At 42.7% G+C, this 23,868-nt stretch carries 21 protein-coding genes; 17 read left to right on the top strand and 4 right to left on the bottom strand.

Features of this window, described 5'->3' with window-relative positions; all coding sequences use genetic code 11:
• Positions 1-68 precede the first annotated feature (68 nt).
• Positions 69-1,721 (top strand): flavodoxin family protein, encoded by a 1,653-nt coding sequence (locus EUBREC_RS08350; protein WP_012742696.1) that lies wholly within the window; start codon positions 69-71, stop codon positions 1,719-1,721.
• A gap of 116 nt (positions 1,722-1,837) precedes the next feature.
• On the top strand, positions 1,838-2,212 hold the full coding sequence (locus EUBREC_RS08345) for a hypothetical protein (protein WP_012742695.1): 375 nt from the start codon (positions 1,838-1,840) through the stop codon (positions 2,210-2,212).
• A gap of 62 nt (positions 2,213-2,274) precedes the next feature.
• Here the strand turns inward: EUBREC_RS08345 and EUBREC_RS08340 are convergent, their stop codons facing one another.
• The 3 genes from EUBREC_RS08340 to EUBREC_RS08330 form a co-directional block, all read right to left on the bottom strand.
• A complete protein-coding gene (locus tag EUBREC_RS08340; protein ID WP_012742694.1) occupies positions 2,275-2,481 on the bottom strand; it encodes a hypothetical protein in 207 nt (68 codons plus the stop codon).
• A 17-nt stretch (positions 2,482-2,498) separates the two neighbouring features.
• Positions 2,499-3,686, bottom strand: coding sequence for a sodium/glutamate symporter (gene gltS / locus EUBREC_RS08335; protein ID WP_012742693.1), 1,188 nt, complete (start codon positions 3,684-3,686; stop codon positions 2,499-2,501).
• Positions 3,687-3,777: 91 nt separating this feature from the next.
• Complete coding sequence (locus EUBREC_RS08330; protein WP_012742692.1) at positions 3,778-4,704, bottom strand: TAXI family TRAP transporter solute-binding subunit; 927 nt, start codon at positions 4,702-4,704, stop codon at positions 3,778-3,780.
• Positions 4,705-4,875: 171 nt separating this feature from the next.
• Here EUBREC_RS08330 and EUBREC_RS08325 point away from each other — a divergent pair, with 171 nt between their 5' ends.
• The 8 genes from EUBREC_RS08325 (at position 4,876) to pulA (ending at position 12,060) form a co-directional block, all read left to right on the top strand.
• A complete protein-coding gene (locus tag EUBREC_RS08325; protein ID WP_012742691.1) occupies positions 4,876-5,745 on the top strand; it encodes an undecaprenyl-diphosphate phosphatase in 870 nt (289 codons plus the stop codon).
• A 40-nt stretch (positions 5,746-5,785) separates the two neighbouring features.
• The gene (gene greA, locus EUBREC_RS08320) at positions 5,786-6,289 is read left to right on the top strand and encodes a transcription elongation factor GreA (protein ID WP_012742690.1); all 504 of its coding nucleotides are present in this window, start codon (positions 5,786-5,788) and stop codon (positions 6,287-6,289) included.
• A 96-nt stretch (positions 6,290-6,385) separates the two neighbouring features.
• The gene (locus tag EUBREC_RS08315) at positions 6,386-7,603 is read left to right on the top strand and encodes a BTAD domain-containing putative transcriptional regulator (RefSeq protein ID WP_041254063.1); all 1,218 of its coding nucleotides are present in this window, start codon (positions 6,386-6,388) and stop codon (positions 7,601-7,603) included.
• Between the two features lie 25 nt (positions 7,604-7,628).
• On the top strand, positions 7,629-8,108 hold the full coding sequence (locus EUBREC_RS08310) for a signal peptidase I (protein WP_012742688.1): 480 nt from the start codon (positions 7,629-7,631) through the stop codon (positions 8,106-8,108).
• Complete coding sequence (gene srtB / locus EUBREC_RS08305; protein ID WP_012742687.1) at positions 8,101-8,874, top strand: class B sortase; 774 nt, start codon at positions 8,101-8,103, stop codon at positions 8,872-8,874. Before EUBREC_RS08310 ends, srtB begins: the two co-directional genes overlap by 8 nt.
• A 29-nt stretch (positions 8,875-8,903) precedes the next feature.
• Positions 8,904-9,356 carry a hypothetical protein gene (locus EUBREC_RS08300; RefSeq protein ID WP_012742686.1) on the top strand — a complete coding sequence of 151 codons (453 nt, stop codon included), beginning with the start codon at positions 8,904-8,906 and terminating at the stop codon, positions 9,354-9,356.
• A 12-nt stretch (positions 9,357-9,368) separates the two neighbouring features.
• Positions 9,369-10,145, top strand: coding sequence for an SDR family NAD(P)-dependent oxidoreductase (locus EUBREC_RS08295; RefSeq protein WP_012742685.1), 777 nt, complete (start codon positions 9,369-9,371; stop codon positions 10,143-10,145).
• A 91-nt stretch (positions 10,146-10,236) separates the two neighbouring features.
• On the top strand, positions 10,237-12,060 hold the full coding sequence (pulA, locus tag EUBREC_RS08290; RefSeq protein ID WP_041254062.1) for a type I pullulanase: 1,824 nt from the start codon (positions 10,237-10,239) through the stop codon (positions 12,058-12,060).
• Here the strand turns inward: pulA and EUBREC_RS08285 are convergent.
• A complete protein-coding gene (locus tag EUBREC_RS08285; protein WP_012742683.1) occupies positions 12,057-13,328 on the bottom strand; it encodes a chloride channel protein in 1,272 nt (423 codons plus the stop codon). The genes pulA and EUBREC_RS08285 overlap by 4 nt on opposite strands.
• A gap of 200 nt (positions 13,329-13,528) precedes the next feature.
• On the opposite strand from EUBREC_RS08285, the gene malQ reads away from it, so the two are divergent.
• The 7 genes from malQ to EUBREC_RS08255 all read left to right on the top strand — a co-directional run bounded on the left by malQ (position 13,529) and on the right by EUBREC_RS08255 (position 23,849).
• Positions 13,529-15,103, top strand: a complete 1,575-nt coding sequence (malQ, locus tag EUBREC_RS08280) for a 4-alpha-glucanotransferase (protein WP_041254060.1) — start codon at positions 13,529-13,531, stop codon at positions 15,101-15,103.
• Between the two features lie 139 nt (positions 15,104-15,242).
• Positions 15,243-16,742 carry a stage IV sporulation protein A gene (spoIVA, locus tag EUBREC_RS08275; RefSeq protein WP_041254058.1) on the top strand — a complete coding sequence of 500 codons (1,500 nt, stop codon included), beginning with the start codon at positions 15,243-15,245 and terminating at the stop codon, positions 16,740-16,742.
• 163 nt (positions 16,743-16,905) lie between these two features.
• On the top strand, positions 16,906-17,664 hold the full coding sequence (locus EUBREC_RS08270; protein WP_012742679.1) for an MBL fold metallo-hydrolase: 759 nt from the start codon (positions 16,906-16,908) through the stop codon (positions 17,662-17,664).
• 56 nt (positions 17,665-17,720) lie between these two features.
• The gene (locus EUBREC_RS17970) at positions 17,721-17,849 is read left to right on the top strand and encodes a hypothetical protein (RefSeq protein WP_012742678.1); all 129 of its coding nucleotides are present in this window, start codon (positions 17,721-17,723) and stop codon (positions 17,847-17,849) included.
• A gap of 12 nt (positions 17,850-17,861) precedes the next feature.
• Entirely contained in the window at positions 17,862-20,522 is a 2,661-nt protein-coding gene (alaS, locus tag EUBREC_RS08265; protein WP_012742677.1) for an alanine--tRNA ligase, read from the top strand.
• Between the two features lie 152 nt (positions 20,523-20,674).
• Entirely contained in the window at positions 20,675-21,946 is a 1,272-nt protein-coding gene (locus EUBREC_RS08260) for an extracellular solute-binding protein (RefSeq protein ID WP_012742676.1), read from the top strand.
• A gap of 13 nt (positions 21,947-21,959) precedes the next feature.
• Positions 21,960-23,849: a methyl-accepting chemotaxis protein gene (locus EUBREC_RS08255; protein ID WP_012742675.1), complete on the top strand. Its 1,890-nt coding sequence runs from the start codon at positions 21,960-21,962 to the stop codon at positions 23,847-23,849.
• Positions 23,850-23,868 lie beyond the last annotated feature (19 nt).

The following is a 23,868-nucleotide window of genomic DNA, read 5'->3' as shown; positions in this document are numbered from 1 at the left end:
TTAATTGTTTTTTGCCTGTCAATCCGCTATACTAAAATTAACTATATACTTACAGGAGGGCATAAAGCATGAACGTACTTCTGATTAACGGAAGTCCAAAAGGCAAACGAAGCAATTCGTTAAGGCTTGCAAACAGCTTTATAGAAGGCTTCAAAGAAGGATATAAGAGCAAAAATGAAGCGGTATCCATTGATGAAATGCATGTAGCCTCAATGAATGTAGGAGCGTGTAAGGGCTGCTTTGCATGCTGGCAGAAGACACCGGGAGTGTGCTGCATAAATGACGATATGCAGACTGTTATTGGGAAAATGCTTGAAGCGGATATTGTTGTGTGGTCGTTTCCTCTGTACTATTTTAGTGTGCCGGGAATACTAAAGAACGTGATTGACAGGCAGCTTCCCATGAGCCTGCCGTTTATGAGTACAAAGGATGACGGATACGGAAGCGGCAGCCATGATTGCAGATATGACATGGAAGGCAAAAGGCATGTGCTAATCTCTACCTGTGGCTTTTATTCTGCAGAGGGAAATTATGACAGTGTACTTCGGATGTTTGACCATTTTCTTGGAAAAGGGCATTATACAACCATATTTTGTGGTCAGGGTGAGCTGTTTCGTGTAAAAGAGCTGTCAAAGAGGACTGACGAATATCTGGCTACGGTAAAAAGTGCCGGGGCAGAATATGCCATCACAGGAAAAATATCTGAAAAAACAGAAGCGGCGCTCCATACTCTTTTATATCCAAGGGATGTATTTGAAAGTATGGCGGATGCCAGCTGGGGAATCAGCAGGACAACAGGAGAAAAGGAAGCGGATGACCTTGTTTTCACCAGACAGATGGCTGCATTATACAATAAGGATGCCTATGACGGAAAGGAACGCGTGCTTGAGATATGCTATACCGATTTGAAGCATACATACCAAATAAAGCTTGATGATAAAGGTAGTGAGGTGCTTACTGACCAAAGCCTTGCCGCGACTACACGCATAGATACGCCTTTTACGGTATGGTCGGCTATTTCCCGAGGCGAGATAGGTGGCGCAGAGGCTTTGGGAAAGCAGATGTATACGGTGACAGGTGATTTTTCCCTGATGGTAAACTGGGATAAATTTTTTGGAAGTACATCGGTAGTCAAAGAGGCAGAAAAAACATCACAAGGTGTGGAGGTACAGAAAAATCCATCCATGATGACAATGCTCATACCATGGATTACGTTTTGGATAGCAGTTTCTGTCAATACCGAAAAGGGTTCTGTGATTGCTCTTTTGGTGGCATCCGCTATGCCTTTTATTATGAGAAAACATAAATTTGTAATATGGGATCAGCTCTCAATTGTTGCTGTTGCTATACTTTCTGCGATTGCAAGCCTGACAGGAGCAGGTGACATATCAACAGATATCGGATATCTGGTGTTTGGGCTGTTCTGGCTGGTTTCATGCCTGACAAAGGAGCCTTTATGCGCAGCATATGTGAAATACAATTATGGCGGTGAAGCCGCACATAAAAATCCTCTCTTTATGAAGACGAATTATATACTTGCGGCGGCATGGGGAGTATTATACGTGTTGACAGCAGTGTGGACATTTCTGCTGAAAAAGGCAGGTGTTGGAGCTGCACTTATTGTCGTAAACAATCTGATGCCTGTATTGATGGGCATATTTACCGGATGGTTTGAAAAATGGTATCCTGCAAGGCTCGCAAGAGGCTCAAAAAAGCAGTAATTCGTAAGATTTTTTTAATATTTTATGTATTCTATTTACTTTAGGTGGATAGAAGAGTACTCTTTAGAAAACGTACTCATAGCAGTACTTATAAATAAAGAAAGAGGTATATCATAATGAAGAAAAAACTGATTACAATTGTAATAGGAGCTATGCTTTGCGCCGGCTTGTTTGCAGGCTGCGGACAGAGCGATACAAAGCAGGATAAGGCAGCAGGCACCGAAAGTGCAAAGCAGGCTGAGACCAAGGATGAAGGTGATAAGGGCTCACAGGAAGAGAAGGAGCTTACTGGAACAATCGATGACATAAAGGACTTCATGTTTGTAGTGACTGATGATAAGGATACACCATACAGCTTTACATTCGATGAGAAGCCTGACGGACTTGAGGGTGTTGCAAGTGGAGACAAGGTGACTGTAAAATATACTGGAACTATTTCAGAGGTGGATCCGTTTGAGGGAAAGATAATATCTGTTGAGAAGGCAGAATAAGGACAATAAGCAGGGAAGGATAGGAGCTTTGTGAAAGGGCAAAAGGCATATGGAGTTTTAGTTTATTTATTTTTTCTGTTTCTGATATGCACCTCAGGTATGGCAACATTGTCATAGCTGATAGGTGCATTTTCTTTATCAGCGTCCTCGTGACTTTCGGTGCTTTTTACGTGCACCTCAGGTATTGCCACGTTGTCAAAAGTTAAATCGTAATTATGTTTTTCTTTTTCGTCTCTGTTTTTAAATATTTTTTTCAGTTTTTCAAACATATTTTTCTCCGGTTGTTTTACAGTAAGTTTATAAAGAATGTGATTACAAGGCTGTTCAAAAAGTCAGCAAACAGGCTCCCGACAAGCGGTATGAGCAGATATGCCTTGATGGATGGCACATATTGGTCGCAGACAGCCTGCATATTTGCCATGGCATTTGGGGTGGCTCCGGTTCCGAAGCCGCAGGTGCCTGACACAAGTATGGCTGCATCGTAGTCGCGCCCCATGATGTTGAACTCGATAACATACGTGAATATGATTATGAGAAGCACCTGTGCTGCAAGCAGTATGAAGAGCGGGAGAGCGAGTGATGCAAGCTCCCAGAGCCTTAGTGTAATCATTGCCATGCCTAGGAATAGAGAGAGGCTTATACCTCCTAGGTCATTTATCTCTCCCATATGGATGGTAGCGATTCCTGTGTACTCACATATGTTTCGCATTAGTGCGGCTGCGAGCATTGCTCCTATATATATTGGGAAGGTGAGCCCTGTCTTTGTGAGCAGCATTGTAAAGATGGTTCCGACACCTATTGCCAGGATGAGCTGGAATACGGCATCAGCATACATATTTGTGTGGCGCTCATGCTTTTTCTCATCCTCCACCAGCAGGCTGTCGTCATCGTTTGCTGCTGTATTAAGCAGGCTATGCTTTTCAATCAGTCTTTTTCCAAGAGGTCCGCCTATCAGGCTTCCAAAGATGAGACCGAAGGTAGCTGCGGCTGTACAAATGGTTGTGGCGCCCTTTATGTTTAAGTCCTCAAGCACTGGGCCAAAAGCTCCTGCGGTGCCGTGTCCGCCAACCATAGGAATAGAGCCGGTGCACATGCCGATTAGCGGATTCAGGTTTAAGAGCTTTGCAAGCCCCACGGCGGTTAGGTTTTGTAATATGATAAGCGCTATTACCAGTCCCAGGAATACGATGAGCGATTTGCCTCCGCTTTTTAATACCTTGAGATTTGCCTGAAAGCCTACAGATGTAAAGAAGAATACCATGCAGACCTCGCGCAGTGTGTCGTCAAAGGAAAATTCTGCGATTCCTGTGACATAGCATATGCATGTCATGATGGCAAAAATCAGTCCGCCTATGACAGGCGCCGGAATACAGAATTTCTGAAGAAAATATATTTTCTTTTTTAAATAGTTTCCAAGTAGTAGTACAAGCACTGCAACGGCCAGTGTCTGGTACATGTCAAGTTGTATTTTCATGTGTTACCTTTCAATTTTTATTGATTATATTCTTGTTATTTTCTTCTTATATTTTGAATATTATATATTGGACTAAAAATTAATTCGCGAATTAATTTGTACTATATCCACAGACTTCATAATACCTTTTTGCTCCATCGTGAAATGGAATAGGTATACCGTCTGTTGCAAAGTTATATGTCAGCTCAAGCTTAAGAGAGTTGGAGTAGGAGAGCTCATTTTCTTTTTCAAACAGGAGCGATGTAAGCTGCTCAATTGTATCGTCAGATACATCAGACTTTGTGATAAGCACAGATTTTACACCTATTGTGCTTATATCTGTGGTCTGGCCTGTGTATGTGCCGGCAGGTATGACCTCGCTTGTGTAGGCAGAGCTGCTTTCAAGCATCTTGTTTATCACAGTATCAGTCAGCGGGATAAGCCTTATGTCGCATTCCTTTGAGAGCTCATCTATGACAGTGGTGGTGAGTCCGGCAGTGCAGAAGAAGGCATCTATATCACCGGCTTTTAGCTCTTTTGTGGCCTCGATATAGTCCAGGTTTTTGGTGGCAACAAGGGATGATGGCATACCGGCGAACTCAAGAATCTGTGTGGCATTTCGCTCGGTGCCGGATTCCTCTGCTCCGATGCTTACAGTGTGTCCTGACAGGTCGTCAAGAGTCTGTATGTTTGAATCAGCGCGGACCACAAGCTGACAGGTCTCGGTGTAAAGCCCTGCTATAGCCCTTAAATCTTCATTTGTCTTGTAGGCATCGGCTATCAGGTCTGCCTGTGCGATGCCTATCTCTATATAGTCATCGGATAAAAGCCTTATATTGGCATTAGAGCCTGCTGTGGTACGAACCTTGCAGGTAAAGTCATAGCCCTGTTCATTGGCAAGCTCCGTAAATGTATTTGCAAATGAATAGTACATTCCACCGATGTCGGCTGTTCCGAAGCGTATTGTGCGGCCGGAGTTGGTGCAGCCTGTCAGGGCGAAGAGTACTATGCAAAGCATGATACTGATTTTTTTCTTCATGTTTTGTCTTTGTCCTTTCACTTTTTCATAATTGCTATGAGTATTTTACAAAAAATTTTCTAATATGAAAAGATTTAATTTAAATTTTTCTTAAATTCCATGGACTTGTGATTGGAAAAATAATATAATAAATTAGTTGTAGAAAATATCTTAAAGGAAGGAAATTTATTTATGGAAATCTTTGACATTATCAAGTCTGTTATATTTGGAATTGTGGAGGGCATTACAGAGTGGCTGCCTATCAGCAGCACCGGCCACATGATTCTTCTGAATGAGATTTTACCACTTAGAATAGGAAAGAACCCGGACGATTTTTACAGTATGTTTGAGGTGGTTATCCAGCTTGGAGCCATTTTGGCGGTTGTTGTTTTGTTCTGGAGCCAGATCTGGCCATTCGGCAGGAAGAATAACAAAGCTCCTCTTGCAAAGACAGGTATCGGTGCATGGGTCAAGACTGATATCTTCGTGCTGTGGTTTCATATTCTTGTTTCAACTATTCCGGCAGCTATTATCGGAATTCTTTTTGATGATGTATTCGAGAGACTGTTTTACAATTTCCAGACAGTAGCTATCATGCTTATACTCTTTGGTATCGCTTTTATTGTGATTGAGACCAGACATAATGGCAAGTCTGCCAAGATTAATTCACTTGTCGACATAAGCTACACGACTGCGCTTATGATTGGATTTTTCCAGCTTATTGCAGCTGTTTTTCCGGGTACATCACGTTCAGGTGCTACTATTGTCGGAGCTCTTTTAATTGGTGTTTCAAGGACTGTTGCCGCTGAGTATACATTTTTCCTTGCTATTCCGGTTATGTTTGGTGCGAGTCTTCTGAAGCTTGTTAAATTTGGATTTCATTTTACAGGGGAAGAGGCTGCTATTCTGATTATCGGCATGATTGTGGCATTTGTTGTTTCACTTATTGTTATCAAATTCCTGATGGGCTACATAAAGAAGCATAACTTTATTGTGTTTGGATGGTACCGTATAGTTCTTGGTGCGATTGTGCTGCTTTGTGGTATCGCAGGGCTTCTCTAAATACATTTTGACGCAATTTTGCAGGAAGAGGGTTTAAGACATGCATGATGAATTGACAGCAAATGATATAAAGAAAATGGAGGACGAGATAGAGTACAGAAAGCTCGTTGTCAGAAAGAAGGCTCTTGATGACGTAAAGGTGGCGAGAGCCCAGGGTGACTTGAGCGAGAACTTCGAGTACAAGGCCGCCAAGCAGTTTAAGAACCAGAACGAGAGCCGTATCAGATACCTTGAGAAGATGATTAAGACTGCCGTTGTCATATCCGATGAGTCAAAGGATGATGAGGTGGGTATGTTCAATACGGTTGACGTGTATTTTGAGGATGATGATGAGACTGAGACATACAAGATTGTCACAACCGTAAGGGGCAATTCCTTAAAGAATCTGATAAGCAAGGAGTCACCGCTTGGTGCCGCTATATTCGGGCACAAGGTGGGTGACAGGTGTGAGGTAAAGGTAAATGATGACTACTCATACTTTGTTAAGATAATGAAAATACAAAATACTGTCGACGACGGCAGTGATGATTTGCGTAAATTTTAATCTCGGTTTAATTTTTGCGTTTTATAGGGATTTCAAAAAGATTTATATGTTTATGACTATATAACAATGTTTAATGTCAGAAATGGGGAAATTTATATGATTAAATTAAAAACTTTTGGCAGCTTTACGGTGGGAAATGACATATCCTCTGTCCAGGAAGGGGCATGGAGGTCTGAGAAGCTTGAAAAGCTGTTTGTATATCTGGCGATGAACAGAAACAGGGGTGTCTGTATAGAGGATATTTCAGAGGCTATATGGCAGGTTGAGGAAGAAACCGATAATCCGGTAGGAGCCCTTAAGAATCTGGCATACAGGCTCAGAAAGGCTCTAAGAGATGCCTCCTTTGACGAGGAGTGCATAGTCTCTGTTAGAGGCGGCTTGTACAAATGGAATGATGATGTGGAAGTAACCATTGATGTCGAAGAGTTTGACAGATATATAAATGAGGCGGAGATGGCATTTTGCAGGAGCAAGGAGACCGCTATTGAAAGCTATGAGAAGGCCATAGCTCTTTATCATGGTGATTTCCTGCCTCTTAGGACAGATACACACTGGTTTATGACGCTCAATGCATTTTACCATTCAAGATACGTGAATACAGTAAAGGCTCTGGCAAAGCTGTATATTGATACAGGCTGCTATGAGAAGCTTGAGCAGCTGTGCATCAGGGCGATTGTATATGAGCGCTCGGATGAGCAGATATACTCATATCTTATTATGGCACGCATGCGTACCAAAAAGGTACAGATGGCTTTTGATACTTATGAGACTGCCAAGGCTATTATGGACAAGGATCTTGGCGTTAGAAAGACTGTCATGCTCAACAAGGTGTATGAGGAGCTTTTATCTGTCACAAAGGGTGTTTCAAGCTACAATATAGATGAGGTGAAGGAGGATATCAACGAGGAGAGCATGGAGGGTGTTTTCATGTGCGGATATCCTGTATTCAAGGAGATTTATCATCTGGAGGTCAGAAAGAGTGCCCGTTCTACGATTCCGGAGAGTCTGGTGCTTGTCACTGTTGTGCCAATGTATAGCAGTCAGCCGGATAAGAATCATAGTCAGATGAAGGATTCCATGCATACACTTGAAAGAGCACTTAGAAAGTGCCTGCGTGTGGGTGATGTGGCAGCAAAGTACAGTGATTCACAGTACATTGTGCTTTTGTCGAAGTGCTCATGCGATACAGCCTCCGATGTCATGAAGCGTATTATCGATAGGTTCAATCATACGTGTGACACACATAGTAATATGACAATACACTTTGACATTGAGCCGGTAAGCTGCTACAGCAGTTTTGTGAGTGACAAATGATATTTTCTGATATAGAGGTGTTTTCATGAGGAGACTTATTAACATTATTTCCAGTGTGATTTTATTAATTCTTATTTTAATTATTGCTGTAATACTTATCCCCAAGCTGTTTAGTATCGAGCCGATGGTAGTTGTAAGCGGAAGCATGGAGCCTTCTTACATGAAGGGGAGCCTATTGTATGTAAAGGAGGGCGTCGGAGGGATAGAGACAGGTGATGCCATTACCTTTTACAGAAATGGCGAGCTTGTGACTCACAGGGTAGTTGAAATAAATACAGATGAAAAGACCTACACTACAAAGGGAGATGCCAATCAGGTGAATGATGTACAGCCGGTTGCATGGTCTGATGTGATCGGAGTGCCTGTGTTTGATGTCCCGGTGCTTGGTTATCCTGCTTCTTTTTTAGGAACCTCGCAAGGTAAATTTGTATTCATTGTATTGTTGATTATTTTTACCGGTATTACAGTACTGACTGATAAAAAAATGGAGAAAACAAATGGTTAAGAAAGTAATTAGATTTATAGTTCTGATAATTGGTCTGTCTCTTGTGGCTTATTCGGGTTATCATCTGTTTAAGATTTATTCTGACTATAATACTTCGGATAAGACATATGAGAAGCTTCAGGATGAGTATGCAGTGGACGATTCAAAGAAGGATGATGACAGCACGAAAGGCAGTGAAGCACAGTCACCGTGGTATGATGATATAGATATTGATTTCGCCGGTCTAAGGAGCGAAAACCCTGATGTGGTTGGCTGGATTTATTTTGAAAATGAGGATATCAGCTACCCTGTCATGTATTCGGGGGATAACAGCTATTACCTCAGAAAGACCTTTAAGAGAGAGCATGCCACTGCAGGTTCCATCTTCCTTGAGGGTTCAAACAAGACTGATTTCAGCGACTGCCATACAATCATTTATGGACACAATATGAAAAACCTGTCGATGTTTGGAAAGCTTAAGTACTATAACCGTGATGAGAATTACTATGACAGCCATCAGTATTTCCAGATACTTGTCGATGGCAAAAAGTATAGGTACCAGATTTTCTCATATGAGACAGTCAGTGATGACAGCGATGAGTATACCGTGGGCTTTGAGCCGGATGAGACGTTTGGCAAATTCGTACAGAGGATGGCTGCCTCATCAATGAAGGATACAGGCATAGTCCCGACAAAGGATGACAAGGTTGTGACTCTTTCTACCTGCTCCACAAGCGGTGAGACATACAGGTTTGTGGTTCACGGAGTGAGAGTGGATGAACATTGATTTTTAAAATATAAAAACAGGTGTGTAAAATGAAAAAAGAAGATGAATTACTTAAAGAGCTTACCGATATGGTAAAGGAAACAAAGAAGGGGCAGATTAAGTGGAAGCTTTCCTGTCAGACTACAGAGTACAATGATGAGGCCGTAAAGCCGACAGTTACAGAGGATGGCATCACCTGGACTGTTGATGAGTGCTACGTGTCATATGAGTGTACCTATAAGGGCAGTGATTTTGTGATGATTACATATGAGATGATTCATACTGCCGGTGATAAAAGACAGACAACCAACCTTGTTTTTTTACCGCCGCTTGGCATCAGATACTTTGATATCAGCACACTGCTACCATACTCAGTGCCGGCATCCAATATTCTCACCTACGAGATTCACACGCTGTGGCTGTTGCTGCTTGAGATGTATAAGAGCGACAACACAAGCGTAGAGCTGGATGCGAGCTCCAGGGAGCTTATGATTGAAGAATAGGGGATATGATATATGTATGCAGTGATTACAGGAGCAAGCTCAGGAATAGGTGAGCAGTTTGCAAAGAGACTTGCGAAGGAGGGGTATGACCTGATTCTTGTTGCCAGAAGGCGGGAGAGGCTTACAGCTCTTTCTGATAAGCTTAAAGCCACACATAAGGAGCTTGAGTGTGATATTTTTACCGCGGATCTGATGCAGCTTGATGAGTGTCAGAGACTTTCGGACTATCTCGAGGAAAAAGATATAGAAATATTTATAAACAACGCAGGCTACGGTGATTGCGGCCTGTTTGAGGAGACTGATATAGCTAAGGAAATGGGCATGATAGATGTCAATGTGCGTGCTGTACACTTCCTGACGAAAAAGCTTTTAAGACAGATGAGGGTAAAGGACAGAGGCTTTATATTAAATGTGGCAAGCTCTGCTGGTCTTATTCCTGCCGGTCCGTACATGGCTGCCTATTATGCCTCTAAGGCATATGTTGCGAGCCTTTCAAGGGCTGTTGCATGTGAGCTTCGACAGAGCCACAGCCATGTGTATGTGGGGTGTCTGTGTCCGGGACCGGTTGATACAGAGTTCAATGATGTGGCGAATGTGCGATTTGCGTTGAAGGGGATTTCCGCTGAATACTGCGCCAATTATGCCATAGACCGGATGATGAAGCACAAAACGGTCATAGTGCCTACTCTCAGGATGAAGCTTGCTACAACCTGTGGCAGATTTCTGCCACAATCTTTGTATATAAAGATTGTTTCACATCAGCAAAAGAAAAAATGGCACATTGACTAAAAAGTTTTTGAAAATTGGTTGAATTGCCCTATTTACAGTTATTGTAAATTTTATTATAATGTATACGAAAATAAACGAAAAGGATAGTGCTATGAAATTAGGAGCGATTTATTCAAAGGAAAAGACAACATTTACACTGTTTTCGCCTGTTGCGGACAGTGTTTTTGTTATTTTTTATGATAAGGGAAATGATTCGGCCGAGAAAGGCAGGCTTGAGATGATGCGCGGAGAGGGAGAGCTTCGCAGTATTTTTTCTGCTACGGCAGAGGGTAATCTGGATGGTGTTTATTATACATATGAGGTTCACACCTCAGATGGCACATTCGGCTCGCATGATCCGTATGCAAGAGCCTGCGGTGTAAATGGGCACAGGTCTATGGTTATTGACCTGTCAAAGACTGATCCTGATGGATTTGCAGATGAGGACAGGCCAAAGCTTGCAGATCCCATGAGCATGGTTATCACTGAGGTGTCTATCGCGGATGTGTCTGCCGGTGCATCTGCTCATTCTAGGTATCCGGGTAAGTTTAAGGCATTTACTGAGGATAAAACTCTTTCGTATTTCAAGGATATGGGAGTGACACATCTGCAGCTTATGCCGTCGTATGATTTTGCCAGCATTGACGAGAGTGATTCCTTAAAGGAGCAGTATAACTGGGGCTATGATCCGTACAATTACAATGTGCCGGAGGGCTCTTACTCGACAGATCCGTTTAATGGAGCCGTGAGAGTGAGAGAGTATAAGGAGATGGTGCACTCGATTCATGAGGCGGGTCTTGGTGTAATCATGGATGTGGTTTACAATCATACCTTCAATGTTCATGACAGCTGCTTTTACAAGACTGCGGGCAATTATTTCTACCGTATGCTGGATGCTGCAAAGTACTCTGATGCATCAGCCTGTGGCAATGAAATAGCCTCAGAGAAGCCTATGGTCAGAAAATATATCATTGATTCGCTGTGCTACTGGGCGAGTGAGTATCACATTGATGGCTTCAGGTTTGATCTGATGGGAGTACTTGATATCGAGACATTGAACGAAGCCAGAAAAGCTCTCTTAAAAATAAATCCTGATATAATAATGTACGGAGAGGGCTGGACAGGTGGAGAGAGCACTCTGCCAGAATCAGAGCGTGGCATGAAAATAAATGCTCCAAGGACACCGGGCATCGGCATGTTTTCGGATGATATACGTGATGCGGTAAAGGGACATGTATTCTATATGGATGAGCTGGGCTTTGTCAATGGAGCTGCAGACAGAGGTGAAGAGCTAAAGCAGGCTGTTATGTGCGCTAAGTGGGCCAAATCGCCTATGCAGTCGATTAACTATCTGTCATGTCACGACAACTATACTCTCTGGGACAGGTTTATCATATCCAATTCACATGAGAGTGAAGAGATGCGTATCCGTATGAATAAGCTTGCAGCAGCCATCCTTTTTACAGCGCAGGGGATTCCGTTTTTCCTGCATGGAGAGGAGTTTGCGAGAACAAAGATTAGTGAGGCTGATGGTGCTCCTGTAGAGAACAGCTATTGCAGTCCTCTCTCTGTCAATGCAATAGATTATGACAGGGCTGAGCAGTTTTCGGACCTTAAAGCCTACTATAAGGGGCTTATAGCACTAAGAAGGGCTCACAAGTCATTTTATCTTGACACAGTAGATGAGATTAAGAAATCCGTACATTTCATGGATGATATGCCTGATGGCGTTGTAGCATATACTATTGATAACGATACAGAGAAGGTGTTCGTAGCTTACAATGCCGGAAAAAATAAAATCACAATTAAACTTGCAGATGCTTTGTGGGAGGTTCTTGCAGATGAATCTTCTGCGGGAGATAAAGCTCTTTACACAATAAAAGACCAGGCAATAATACCTGGGGTATCATGCCTGGTTGCAGTTTGCAAATGTTAGTGAGTTGATTTATTTATGTAGCTTGTCTTGTATTTTGAATATACGATTTTCTGGCTGCGATACAGGCCAAAGTATCCTGACAGCATATAGCTGAATGGAATTGCCAAAAGAAAGTATGGCATGCCGTCGTAGCCAAACAGCTCAAAGCTGATGAGCAGCGATGTGATCGGACAGTTGGTGACACCACAGAACAGTGAAATCATGCCGACAGCTGTACACAGCGATGGCTCAAAGCCTGTCAGATTGCCGAACAGGCATCCAAATGTTGCGCCTATGAAAAAGGATGGTACAATCTCGCCGCCCTTAAAGCCTGCGCCAAGAGTCAGTGCGGTGAAGATGATTTTTAGCAGAAATGCTTCAGGTCTGACAGAGCCGTCTATACTGCTTTGGATGACACTCATTCCGGTGCCGTTGTATGTCTGGTTTCCTACAAGCATAGTTGCTATGATGATAAAGCAGCCACCAATGAATACTCTTGTATATTTGTTTGGCAGATATTTTTTGTACAGCGCCTCACCTGAGTGAAGGGCCACACAAAAGAGTATGCTTACGAGTGCGCACAGTATTGCAAGCACAGAGATTTTTACTGAGTTTAAAATAGTAAAGTCCGGTATGTTTTCAATAGCAAAAAATTCATTTGTAACATTGAAGTATGATGCGATACCGTGAGCGATGAGGGAGCTTATCACACATGGAACGAGTGCTATATAATACATGACACCGACGCTTATCATCTCCATGGAGAAAATAGCGGCTGCCATCGGAGTGCCAAACAGTGCACTGAATGCAGCGCTCATGCCACACATAATCATGACATGCTTGTCCTTTTCATCAAATCTGAATACCCTGCCTATAGAGCTTCCGATGCTGCCTCCCATCTGCAGTGCAGCACCCTCACGGCCGGCAGAGCCACCGAACAGGTGAGTGATAAGTGTGGATACAAATATAAGCGGGGCCATTATAAAGGGCACCTTGTCGCCTGAATGGATAGCTGATATTACCAGATTGGTTCCGGTGTCGTTATCGTCTTTACACAGATGATAGAGTCCTACAATGGCAAGTCCGCCGATTGGCAGAAAGTAAATGAGCCAAGGGTATTTCATTCTGAAATCGGTTACGACCGACAGGGCAAAATAAAATGCGGTGCCGCAGCTTCCTGCGACTATGCCGACAACGATAGAAAAGATTACCCATTTAATGGATGTTATAAGGCGTTTCGTATTATGCTTTACCTTATGCACAATCAATTGCCTGGTTGTTTCATTCATTTTGTTACACCTCTTTTAAACTTTTTCTTAATTTGATATTAACATTAACTAATTTAATTTACAAGTTGCACTTTATGATGTTATAATAACTAAATAAAACGAAAATATCATATGATTTCATATGTATATTATATATTATTTTAAAATACAGGCTCACGCAGCCAAACAATGAGTATACAACAAAAGGGAGGAAAAATAACATGAGAACTAGCGGTGTATTAATGCCAATCTCATCACTGCCATCACAGTATGGTATTGGAACTATGGGAAAGGAGGCAAGACGTTTTGTCGATTTCCTTGAGAAGGGAGGTCAGACATACTGGCAGATTCTTCCAATCTGTCCTACCAGCTATGGAGATTCTCCATACCAGTCATTTTCAAGCTTTGCAGGCAATCCTTATTTTATCGATCTGGAGCTTTTATGCAAGGACAAGCTTCTGACAAAGAAGGAGTGCGAGTCATATAAGTGGGGCAAAAAGCCACAGTATGTAGACTATGGCATTATGTATGTCAACAGATATGCTCTTTTAAGAAAGGCATATGAGCGTTTTTCAAAGAAAACACCGGCTGACTATGAAGCATTCTGCAGTAAAGAGGCAGAGTGGCTTGATGAGTACACACTCTTTATGGCATTAAAGGATGCCAATGGCGGAGTGGCATGGAGCGAGTGGGATGATGCTCTCAAGTTTAGAAAACCTGAGGCTATGGAAGAAGCAAAGGAGAAGTATGCTGATGATATTGCCTTCTACAAGATGCTCCAGTATCTCTTCTTCAAGCAGTGGACTGCTTTAAAGGCATATGCTAATGAAAAGGGCATAAGAATTATCGGAGATGTACCTATTTATGTTGCCATGGATTCAGCAGATGTATGGGCTAATCCTACACAGTTCTATCTCGATAAAGACTTAAATCCAATCGAGGTGGCAGGCTGTCCTCCTGATGCCTTCTCAGCTGACGGACAGCTCTGGGGCAATCCTCTTTTCAGATGGGATGTTATGAAGAAGGACAGCTACAGCTGGTGGACAAAGCGTATCAGTGCTATGGCAAAGCTTTATGATATCGTGCGAATCGATCATTTCAGAGGTTTTGATTCATTCTATGCTATTCCTGCAAAGGATGATACAGCAAAGAACGGTGTATGGAAAGATGGACCTGGCATGGATTTATTCAACGTGCTTGAGAAGAAGCTTGGTAAGCTTCCTATCATCGTGGAGGACCTCGGCTTCCTCACACCTTCCGTAAAGAAGCTTTTAAAGGATTCAGGCTTCCCTGGCATGAAGGTTATCCAGTTTGCCTTCGATTCAAGAGAAGATAGCGATTATCTGCCACATAACTATCCGCAGCACTGTGTTGTATACACAGGTACCCATGACAATGACACAGTTATGGGCTGGATGAAGACAGCTCCAAAGGATTGCGTAAGGTTTGCAAAGGATTACTTAAACCTCACAAAGGAGGAAGGCTACAACTGGGGTATGATGCGTGCGGCATGGTCATCAGTTGCCGATATGGCTATTGTTCCTATGCAGGATCTGCTTGGACTTGATTCAAAGGCCCGTATCAACATTCCTTCAACTACCGGTGGCAACTGGCAGTGGAGAGCTACTCCTGAGCAGATAGACAATAAGCTTGCAAAGAAGCTTCACAAGTGTATGCAGATGTACGCACGTCTGAGAGAGGAGCCTGAGGAGGCTTCTGACAAATCAGATGCTAAAGAAACAGCTGATGCTTCTACAAGCAAGACAGCAGGATGTGAGAAAAAGGCTGCTAAGTAGTTTGGTTTAAAATACTATATATTATTACAAAAGACCACAGGTTATCTGTTTTGAAGCCTGTGGCCTTTTTATGTGTAATAATTCAAAGAGCAGGTGAATACACTTTGATTATAGAATAAAGTGTATGGAGGAAGCTTTTATGGGCAGTACTATGGACAGTAAAGAGTTTGATTTATATAAAGATATCAGATGCCGCACAAACGGCGAGATTTACATAGGTGTCGTCGGTCCTGTGCGCACAGGCAAGTCCACATTTATAAAGCATTTCATGGAGCTTTGTGTAATTCCGAAGATGGACAATGAGTATGCTAAAAAGCGTGCAGTCGATGAACTGCCGCAATCAGGCAAAGGAAAGACTATTATGACGACTGAACCGAAATTTATTCCACAGGATGCGGTTACTATCAGTCTGGATGATGGCAGCGCTGTGAAGGTACGCCTTGTGGACTGTGTGGGTTTTACAGTGGGGGATGCCGTCGGTTATCTCGAGGAGGACGGCGAGCGTATGGTCAAAACACCGTGGTTCGACGAGGATATTCCTTTTGAGGAGGCTGCAGTTGTAGGTACAAAAAAGGTAATAGAGGAGCATTCGACAGTGGCTGTGCTTGTAACCACTGACGGCAGCATAGGCGATATAAAAAGACAAAGCTATGAGGCAGCAGAAAGAGAAACCGTCATGCAGCTTGAGACTTCAGGAAAGCCATTTGTAATTGTGGTAAATACTACAAAGCCTTTTGCGGCAGAAACGAGACTTTTATGCGAGTCACTTAGCAGAGAGTATAAAGCGGCTGCCATTCCTATAGACTGTGAAAAGCTTTGCATGGGACAGATTACAGATATCATGGAAAAGCTCTTATATGAATTTGCAGTCACGAGAGTGGACTATGATATACCGAAATGGGTGCAGCTTCTGCCTTATGACAATCATGTAAAGCAGGCTGTAATTACATATGCAAAGACTTATCTTGCAAGGGCTTCAAAGCTGAAGGATGTCGCACTGATGAGCACTGATATGCCTGAATCGGATGGGGATATATTAAAAGCGGTATCTCTTGCCGGGATGGGGCTGTCTGATGGTGTGGTAAAGGTCAAAATTGAGATTGCAGAGAAATACTACTACGAGAATATTTCCGCGCTGTGCGGTGTGACTGTTTCCGGGGAAAAGGAGCTGATTTCCCTGATTCTTTCACTCACTGAGGAAAAGAATGAGTACGAAAAGATTAAGGATGCTTTTTCATCGGTGCAGCAGAAGGGTTATGGTGTTGTGATGCCACAGCTGTCTGATATCAGAATGGAGGAGCCGGTGCTTATAGCCCATGGAAACAAGTTTGGCGTAAAAATGAAGGCTATTTCACCGTCAATACATATGATAAGAGCTAATATCGAGACCGAGATAGCGCCGATAGTCGGAAGCAGGGAACAGGCAGAGGATCTGATAGATTACATCAAAAATGGTGAAAACAGTGACAGTGGAGTCTGGAAGACTAATATTTTTGGAAAGTCTGTCGGTGAGCTTATGGAGGACGGAATAAGAAGCAAAATAATGCAGATGGATGATGAGTGCCAGATAAAGCTTCAGGAAACCATGCAAAAGATTGTGAATGACTCAAATGGCGGCATGATTTGTATAATTATATAATGATATGAGGGTCAAAAGGTATTTTGACCCTTTAACCATATAATTATTGATTGGTGATTAGAGTTTAATTACTATATTATACGAAATATAAGTTGACTATATAGCATAAAGATAGCATAATGATACATAAAGACTGATTTAAAAGCGAAAGAGAGTAGGTTACATGCAGATAATTTTTATACATCACAGTTGTTTTCTTGTGGAACTGGATGACAAGGTGCTTATATTTGATTATTTTGATGGAGACAAGGTGGAGGGTATGCATTTTACCGGAAAGCTGCCATCTTATGAGCCGGATACAAAAATCTATATGTTTGCAAGTCACAGCCACAAGGATCATTATGATATGGATATTTTGCGTCTGGCTGACAAATATTCGAATATACATTATGTTTTTTCAAAGGATATCCGTATCAGTCCGCATTTTTTGTCAAAGCATGGCATTGATCCCGCTGTCAGGGACAGGGTGACATTTGTTTCACCTGACAATACATATCATGTGGATGATCTGGATATAATGACACTTAGATCCACCGATGCCGGTGTGGCGTTTTACGTCACTTCTAACGGAGTGAGCCTGTTTCATGCCGGTGATTTAAATGACTGGGAGTGGGATGGCGCAGGTGATCTGATAAACGGCAGAGTGCGCAGAGCATTCAGACATGAGATAAAAAAGCTTTCGGAAAAACCAATAAACGTGGCTTTTTTCCCGATGGATCCAAAGCTTATGGAGTATCAGTTCAAGGGTTTTGATTATTTTTTACAAAATACCTCGGCAGAGTTTGTGTTTCCTATGCACATGTGGCAGGACTACAGCGGTATTACTGAATACAAAAAGAGGCTGAGCAATAAGGACATGGCTGACAGGGTGATTGAGATTGAACGTGAAAATCAGACGTTCGCTTTTGGAGAGAACTATTGAATTATTTCACAAATTCATTTATAATAAATTAGTTCAATAAATTTAGGAGGGTAATTATGGGGGACTTTTTCATGTGCGTAGCACAATATGTTATTATTATGATTGTTTTGGCGGCCATAGGTTTTTGTGGGGCTTTAATAGGGGTAAAGCTTCGTAAAATGAAGGACGCAAAGACAAAAGAATAGGAGATTCAAGTAATGAAGAAGAGTTATGGCGTTAACGAATTACGTCGTATGTACCTTGAGTTCTTTGAGAGCAAGGGACATCTCGCAATGAAGAGTTTTTCACTGGTGCCTCACAATGACAACAGTCTGCTTCTTATTAATGCAGGTATGGCACCGCTTAAACCATATTTTACAGGACAGGAGGTTCCGCCAAGACGCCGTGTGACTACATGCCAGAAGTGTGTCAGAACAGGTGATATCGAGAATGTAGGTAAGACAGCTCGTCATCTTACATTTTTTGAGATGCTCGGAAACTTCTCGTTTGGCGATTATTTCAAGCATGAAGCAATCGCATGGTCATGGGAATTTTTGACAGAGGTGCTCGGTCTTGAAAAGGACAGGCTTTATCCTTCCATCTATGGTGAGGATGATGAGGCATTTGATATCTGGACTAAGGAAGTAGGAGTGCCGGGAGATCGTATTACACGTTTCTACAGAGATCCAAAGACCGGTGAGTGTGACAACTTCTGGGAGCATGGCGCAGGTCCTTGCGGTCCTTGCTCTGAGATTTACTACGACCGCGGTGAGAAGTACGGCTGTGGCAAGCCTGATTGTAAGGTAGGCTGTGACTGTGACCGTTTCATGGAGGTGTGGAACAATGTATTCACACAGTTTAACGGTGACGGACACGGTGGATACACTGAGCTTGAGCACAAGAACATTGATACAGGTATGGGACTTGAGCGTCTTGCTGTTGTAATGCAGGATGTTGATTCGGTATTCGATATTGATACAATGAAGGCTATCCGTGACAAGGTCTGCGAGCTTTCAGGCAAGAAATATCATGTCGATGAGATGGACGATGTTTCTATCCGTCTTATCACAGACCATATCCGTTCGTCTACATTCCTTATTTCTGACGGAGTTATGCCATCTAACGAGGGCAGGGGCTATGTGCTTCGCCGTATCATCAGACGTGCCGCTATGCATGGACGTACACTTGGCATACAGGGGGCATTCCTTGGCAAAATCGCGCAGGTTGTTATTGATGAGAGCAAGGACGGTTATCCGGAGCTTGAGGAGAGAAAGGATTTCATCCTTAAGGTGCTCACTCAGGAAGAGGAGAAGTTCGCGAAGACTATCGACCAGGGACTTGGTATCCTTGCAGATATGGAAGAGCATATGAAGGCTGACGGGGTCAAGGTACTTTCAGGAGAGGATGCATTCAAGCTTTACGATACATACGGCTTCCCTGTAGACCTCACGGCAGAGATTCTCGAGGAGAAGGGCTTCACATATGATGAGGCTGGCTTTGAGAGTTGTATGGAGGCTCAGAGACAGAAGGCAAGAGGAGCCCGCAAGGAAACAAACTATATGGGTGCTGATGCCAATGTTTACAATGATATAGATTCTGAAATTACTACAGAGTTCACAGGCTATGACAAGCTTACTGACACAGCTGAGATTGCTTTCCTTACCACATCGGATGATGTAGTCGAGGCTCTTTCAGATGGTGATAAGGGTTCTGTAATCGTGCCAAACACACCTTTCTATGCCACAATGGGTGGTCAGCAGGGTGACAAGGGTATCATAAAGACAGAGAGCGGTACATTTGTTGTTGAGGATACTGTAAAGGTAGTCGGCAACAGATATGCACATGTAGGATATGTGTCAGAGGGTATGATCCGCACAGGCGAGAAGGCTACACTTTCTGTTGATACAAAAACAAGAACAAACACATGCAGAAATCACTCTGCCACTCATCTGCTTCAGAAGGCACTGCGTGAGGTACTCGGCACACATGTAGAGCAGGCAGGTTCTTACCAGGATGCTGAGAGAACACGTTTTGATTTCTCTCATTTTTCTGCTATGACTGCTGAGGAGCTTAAAAGGGTTGAGGATATCGTAAACGAGAAAATCAACGAAGCTATTGAAGTTCGCACAGATATCATGACTGTCGATGAGGCTAAAAAGACAGGTGCCATGGCTCTCTTCGGCGAGAAATACGGTGAAAAGGTACGTGTCGTATCAATGGGCGATTTCTCAAAGGAGTTCTGCGGTGGTACACATGTAAAGAATACATCTGATATCAAGGCATTCAAGATTCTTTCGGAGAGTGGTGTGGCTGCAGGCGTAAGACGTATCGAGGCTATCACAGGCGACAATGTATTCGCTTATTACAGCAATATGGAGAAGGAGCTTGAGGAGGCTGCTAAGGTTGTTAAATCAACTCCTGCCAACCTCAAAGAGAGACTTGAGCACCTGATTGCTGAGATGAAGGCACTTCAGAGTGAGAATGAGTCTCTTAAGAGCAAGGCAGCAAAGGATGCGCTTGGCGATGTTATGGATCAGGTAGTTGATGTAAACGGCATCAAGCTTCTTGCAACAAGTGTTGACGGCGTTGATATGAACGGACTGCGTGATCTTGGCGATTCCCTCAAGGAAAAGCTTGGCGAGGGAGTTATCGTGCTTGCTTCTTCAAATGAAGGCAAGGTAAATCTTGTTGCCATGGCAACAGACGCTGCCATAAAGAGCGGTGCGCATGCAGGAAACTTAATCAAGGCAATCGCCTCAAAGGTAGGCGGTGGCGGCGGTGGACGCCCTAACATGGCTCAGGCCGGTGGAAAGAACCCGGCAGGTATTCCTGATGCTATTGCTTCAGTAAAGGACGCACTTTCAGGTATGATTAAGTAACAAAAAAGCTTATATAGTGCTTTAAAATGCATCTTTTAAAAAATAGGTCTAAATTTGTTAAAAAAATCAAATTAGACCTATTTTTTTTTGTGAAAGTATGGTAAAATTGTACTAAATTATAAATTGAGAATAAACTGAAAGGATGAATATGTATGAAGAGGTTAATAGCTGCAACACTTGTGGCTGCCATGGGGGTTTCATTACTTACAGGATGCGGAGTATCAAATAAATCACATGACAATACTCAGGTGGGTACGACGGAGAATTCTTCGGATAAAGCGAAGAATAAGGAAGTAAAGATGCATGTGTGGTGTTCGAAGGATGATGTGGATATTACTACACAGATGATTGAAAGCTTCAAGGAGGCTAATAAAGGAACTGATTTTAATATAATTATCGAGGAGTCAGAGGATTCTGATGCCAGAGATAATATATTATCAAATGTGCATAATGGTGCGGATGTATTCCCTATAGCGGATGACCAGATAACTTCTATGGTAGCGGGAGGCGCTCTTTATGAGATAGAGGATGTGGATGCCGTTAAAAAGGCTAACGATGAAAGTGCGGTTGAGGCTGCCACTATCGATGGCAAATTATATGGATATCCGCTGACCGCTGACAATGGATATTTTATGTATTACAATAAGAATTATTTCTCAGACAGCGATGTGGCTACGCTTGATGGCATGCTCGACATTGCAGGGGCAAATGGTAAGTACTTGACTATGGACTGGAGCTCAGGCTGGTATCTGTATTCATTTTTTGGAAATACAGGGCTTGATTTTGGCGTGAATGATGATGGTGTGACAAACCACTGCAACTGGAATGCTATCATCACGGACATCAAGGGTGTTGATATAGCACAGGCTATGCTTGATATTGCGGCTAAGCCGGGCTTTAAGAACTGTGTACAGGACGATTTTATTGCAGGAGTACAGGACGGAAGTATTATTGCCGGTGTCAGCGGATGCTGGAATGCAGCAAAAATCAAGGAATTATGGGGCGATGATTATGGTGCTGTAAAGCTGCCTACATACACATGTGCCGGACAGCAGATTCAGATGTCATCGTTTAAAGGTTATAAATATATGGCTGTAAATGCATACACCAAGTATCCTGAGTGGGCAAATAAGCTTGCCCAGTGGTTTACAAACGAGGATAACCAGAAGCTCCGCTTTGAGATGAAGAATGTAGGCCCTGCCAATAAAGCGGCAGCCGCAGATGATGCGGTCAAAAAGGTTCCTGCTATTATGGCTGTTATGGATCAGGCACAGTACGGAAAGCTCCAAAGAGTTGGAAATTCTTACTGGGATGCTGCGACGGAGTTTGGCGAAAAAATGGCGGCCGGTAATCCTGATAATACAGATCTTCAGGAGATAATGGATAATCTTGTTGCGGGGATAACACAATCTGTAGCTGAGTAGAGGGGTATATAACATGAAATTAGATTCAAAAAAAAGTAAAGCCGCTGTTAAAAATAGCGCAGTAAAACAAAAAAAGGTGAAAGCAAAAGCAGCAAATCCTGCAAAAGCACCAAAAGTTAAAAAAACTCTCAACACAAAAAAAGCTCAAAAGGTTAATAACAAACCAAAGATCAAGGGAAAGAAAAAGTTAAGTACAAAATTGATACTTATTCCTGTTTTCATTGTAGGCTTTGTAAGTGTTATTTCAAGTGGCTTATCTCTTAAAAATTTATCAAAGGTAAATGATGCGGCTTCTCAGATTGTGGACACCTCAATGGTTGGCACGGAGATGCTTAATGATATTGAGATGGAGACCGTGAATATTCATACACTGGCACTGTCTCATATTATATCGACAGATCTATCATCAATGATTGATATTGTAAGTGAAGTGAGAAATCACGAGGAAAAGCTAAAGCAGCTCCTTGATGATTATAATCCTTATGTAACCTTGGAGACCAAGAGAAACTATAGAATTATCTGTGAAAACTATACAAGCCTGGTCAAGGAGTGTGGCAATGTAATGGCCTATTCTGCCGCCGGTAAAAACGAGGAAGCGTATAAAACGGCAAATGGCTCTATTGCAAAATATACTAATAACATTGAAAAAGCTATTTCGTCAATGCGTGAGCATGTCAATTCTGTTACACAGGAGGAGAGAAAGAGCCTCGAAAGTACTTATCGCGCATCTGTTGTCACATGTACATTTACTATTGCAGTAAGTATAATTGCATTACTGTTTGTTGTTTTTGCTGTTGTCACCATGGTTATCAAGCCTCTGCTTCGTACACAGAAGGAAATCAACGGCATCATAGTCAATATTGATAACAAGAAGGGCGATTTGACACAGAGGGTTACTCCTATCAACAATGCTGAGGTTGACGCCGTAGGCAAGGGCATCAATGTCTTTATGACAAAGCTGCAGGCTATATTCAAGGCTGTTGTCACCAACTCGGCCAGGATGGAGAGGGTTGTTGATGATGTGCGTCAGAGTGTTCAGACAAGCAACAGCAGTGTGTCCGATCTTTCGGCTTTAACAGAGGAGCTGTCTGCTACCATGCAGGATATCTCTGAAAATGCATCTGTTATCAATACCAACACAGATAATGTGGCAAAAGAGGTTGAGCTTATTGCTGAAAAGACAGATGAACTGACCGGATACACCAAGGATATGAAGGCCCATGCACAGTCAATGGAGTCTGTTGCACGTACAAACATGGAGTCAACAGACAGGAAGGTTTCGGAGATTCTCGAGGTATTGCAGAAGGCTATTGAGGATAGCAACAGCGTAAAGCAGGTCAATTCACTTACCAATGATATTTTAAACATTGCAAGTCAGACCAATCTGCTGGCATTAAATGCTTCTATTGAGGCAGCAAGGGCAGGAGAGGCAGGCAGAGGTTTTGCGGTTGTAGCCAGTGAGATCAGCCAGCTTGCTGCAGCCAGCCAGGAGGCAGCCAACAATATCCAGCGTATCAATGCGGTAGTTACCAATTCGGTTAACAATCTTTCTGACAACGCCAATGGTCTTGTCAGCTATATTAATGATTCGATTCTTCCGGAGTTTGAGAGATTTGTTGAGTCCGGTGTGGAGTACAACGACAAGGCTTCATTCATTGAGGGTACCATGACTGATTTCAAGGAGAAGACTGATTCACTGAAGCAGTCCATGCTTGAGATTTCTTCTTCAATCAACACCATATCACATGCTATAAATGAGGGTGTGAACGGAGTGGTTTCAGCGGCTGACAGTACACAGCTTATTGTTGAGGATATGGACAATATCTCACACAAGATGGATGAAAACTATGAGATTGCAGATTCGCTGAAAAAAGAAACATCAATCTTTATCAAGCTTGATTAGAGTCATTTTGGAGTGATGT

The sequence above is a fragment of the Agathobacter rectalis ATCC 33656 genome, assembly GCF_000020605.1.
Taxonomy (GTDB): Bacteria; Bacillota; Clostridia; order Lachnospirales; family Lachnospiraceae; genus Roseburia; species Roseburia rectalis.
Note: the sequence above shows the minus strand (reverse complement) of the source record. Positions and strands in the feature narration are given on the sequence as shown.

Bases quoted from the DNA above. Each gene is read 5' to 3' on its own strand.
- gltS (WP_012742693.1), bottom strand. From the start codon at position 3,686: ATGAAAATACAACTTGACATGTACCAGACACTGGCCGTTGCAGTGCTT.
- EUBREC_RS08270 (WP_012742679.1), top strand. From the start codon at position 16,906: ATGCAGATAATTTTTATACATCACAGTTGTTTTCTTGTGGAACTGGAT.
- EUBREC_RS08345 (WP_012742695.1), top strand. From the start codon at position 1,838: ATGAAGAAAAAACTGATTACAATTGTAATAGGAGCTATGCTTTGCGCC.
- EUBREC_RS08285 (WP_012742683.1), bottom strand. From the start codon at position 13,328: ATGAATGAAACAACCAGGCAATTGATTGTGCATAAGGTAAAGCATAAT.
- alaS (WP_012742677.1), top strand. From the start codon at position 17,862: ATGAAGAAGAGTTATGGCGTTAACGAATTACGTCGTATGTACCTTGAG.
- greA (WP_012742690.1), top strand. From the start codon at position 5,786: ATGCATGATGAATTGACAGCAAATGATATAAAGAAAATGGAGGACGAG.
- EUBREC_RS17970 (WP_012742678.1), top strand. From the start codon at position 17,721: ATGGGGGACTTTTTCATGTGCGTAGCACAATATGTTATTATTATGATT.
- EUBREC_RS08350 (WP_012742696.1), top strand. From the start codon at position 69: ATGAACGTACTTCTGATTAACGGAAGTCCAAAAGGCAAACGAAGCAAT.
- malQ (WP_041254060.1), top strand. From the start codon at position 13,529: ATGAGAACTAGCGGTGTATTAATGCCAATCTCATCACTGCCATCACAG.
- EUBREC_RS08330 (WP_012742692.1), bottom strand. From the start codon at position 4,704: ATGAAGAAAAAAATCAGTATCATGCTTTGCATAGTACTCTTCGCCCTG.
- spoIVA (WP_041254058.1), top strand. From the start codon at position 15,243: ATGGGCAGTACTATGGACAGTAAAGAGTTTGATTTATATAAAGATATC.
- EUBREC_RS08340 (WP_012742694.1), bottom strand. From the start codon at position 2,481: ATGTTTGAAAAACTGAAAAAAATATTTAAAAACAGAGACGAAAAAGAA.
- EUBREC_RS08310 (WP_012742688.1), top strand. From the start codon at position 7,629: ATGAGGAGACTTATTAACATTATTTCCAGTGTGATTTTATTAATTCTT.
- srtB (WP_012742687.1), top strand. From the start codon at position 8,101: ATGGTTAAGAAAGTAATTAGATTTATAGTTCTGATAATTGGTCTGTCT.
- EUBREC_RS08255 (WP_012742675.1), top strand. From the start codon at position 21,960: ATGAAATTAGATTCAAAAAAAAGTAAAGCCGCTGTTAAAAATAGCGCA.
- pulA (WP_041254062.1), top strand. From the start codon at position 10,237: ATGAAATTAGGAGCGATTTATTCAAAGGAAAAGACAACATTTACACTG.
- EUBREC_RS08315 (WP_041254063.1), top strand. From the start codon at position 6,386: ATGATTAAATTAAAAACTTTTGGCAGCTTTACGGTGGGAAATGACATA.
- EUBREC_RS08325 (WP_012742691.1), top strand. From the start codon at position 4,876: ATGGAAATCTTTGACATTATCAAGTCTGTTATATTTGGAATTGTGGAG.
- EUBREC_RS08260 (WP_012742676.1), top strand. From the start codon at position 20,675: ATGAAGAGGTTAATAGCTGCAACACTTGTGGCTGCCATGGGGGTTTCA.
- EUBREC_RS08295 (WP_012742685.1), top strand. From the start codon at position 9,369: ATGTATGCAGTGATTACAGGAGCAAGCTCAGGAATAGGTGAGCAGTTT.
- EUBREC_RS08300 (WP_012742686.1), top strand. From the start codon at position 8,904: ATGAAAAAAGAAGATGAATTACTTAAAGAGCTTACCGATATGGTAAAG.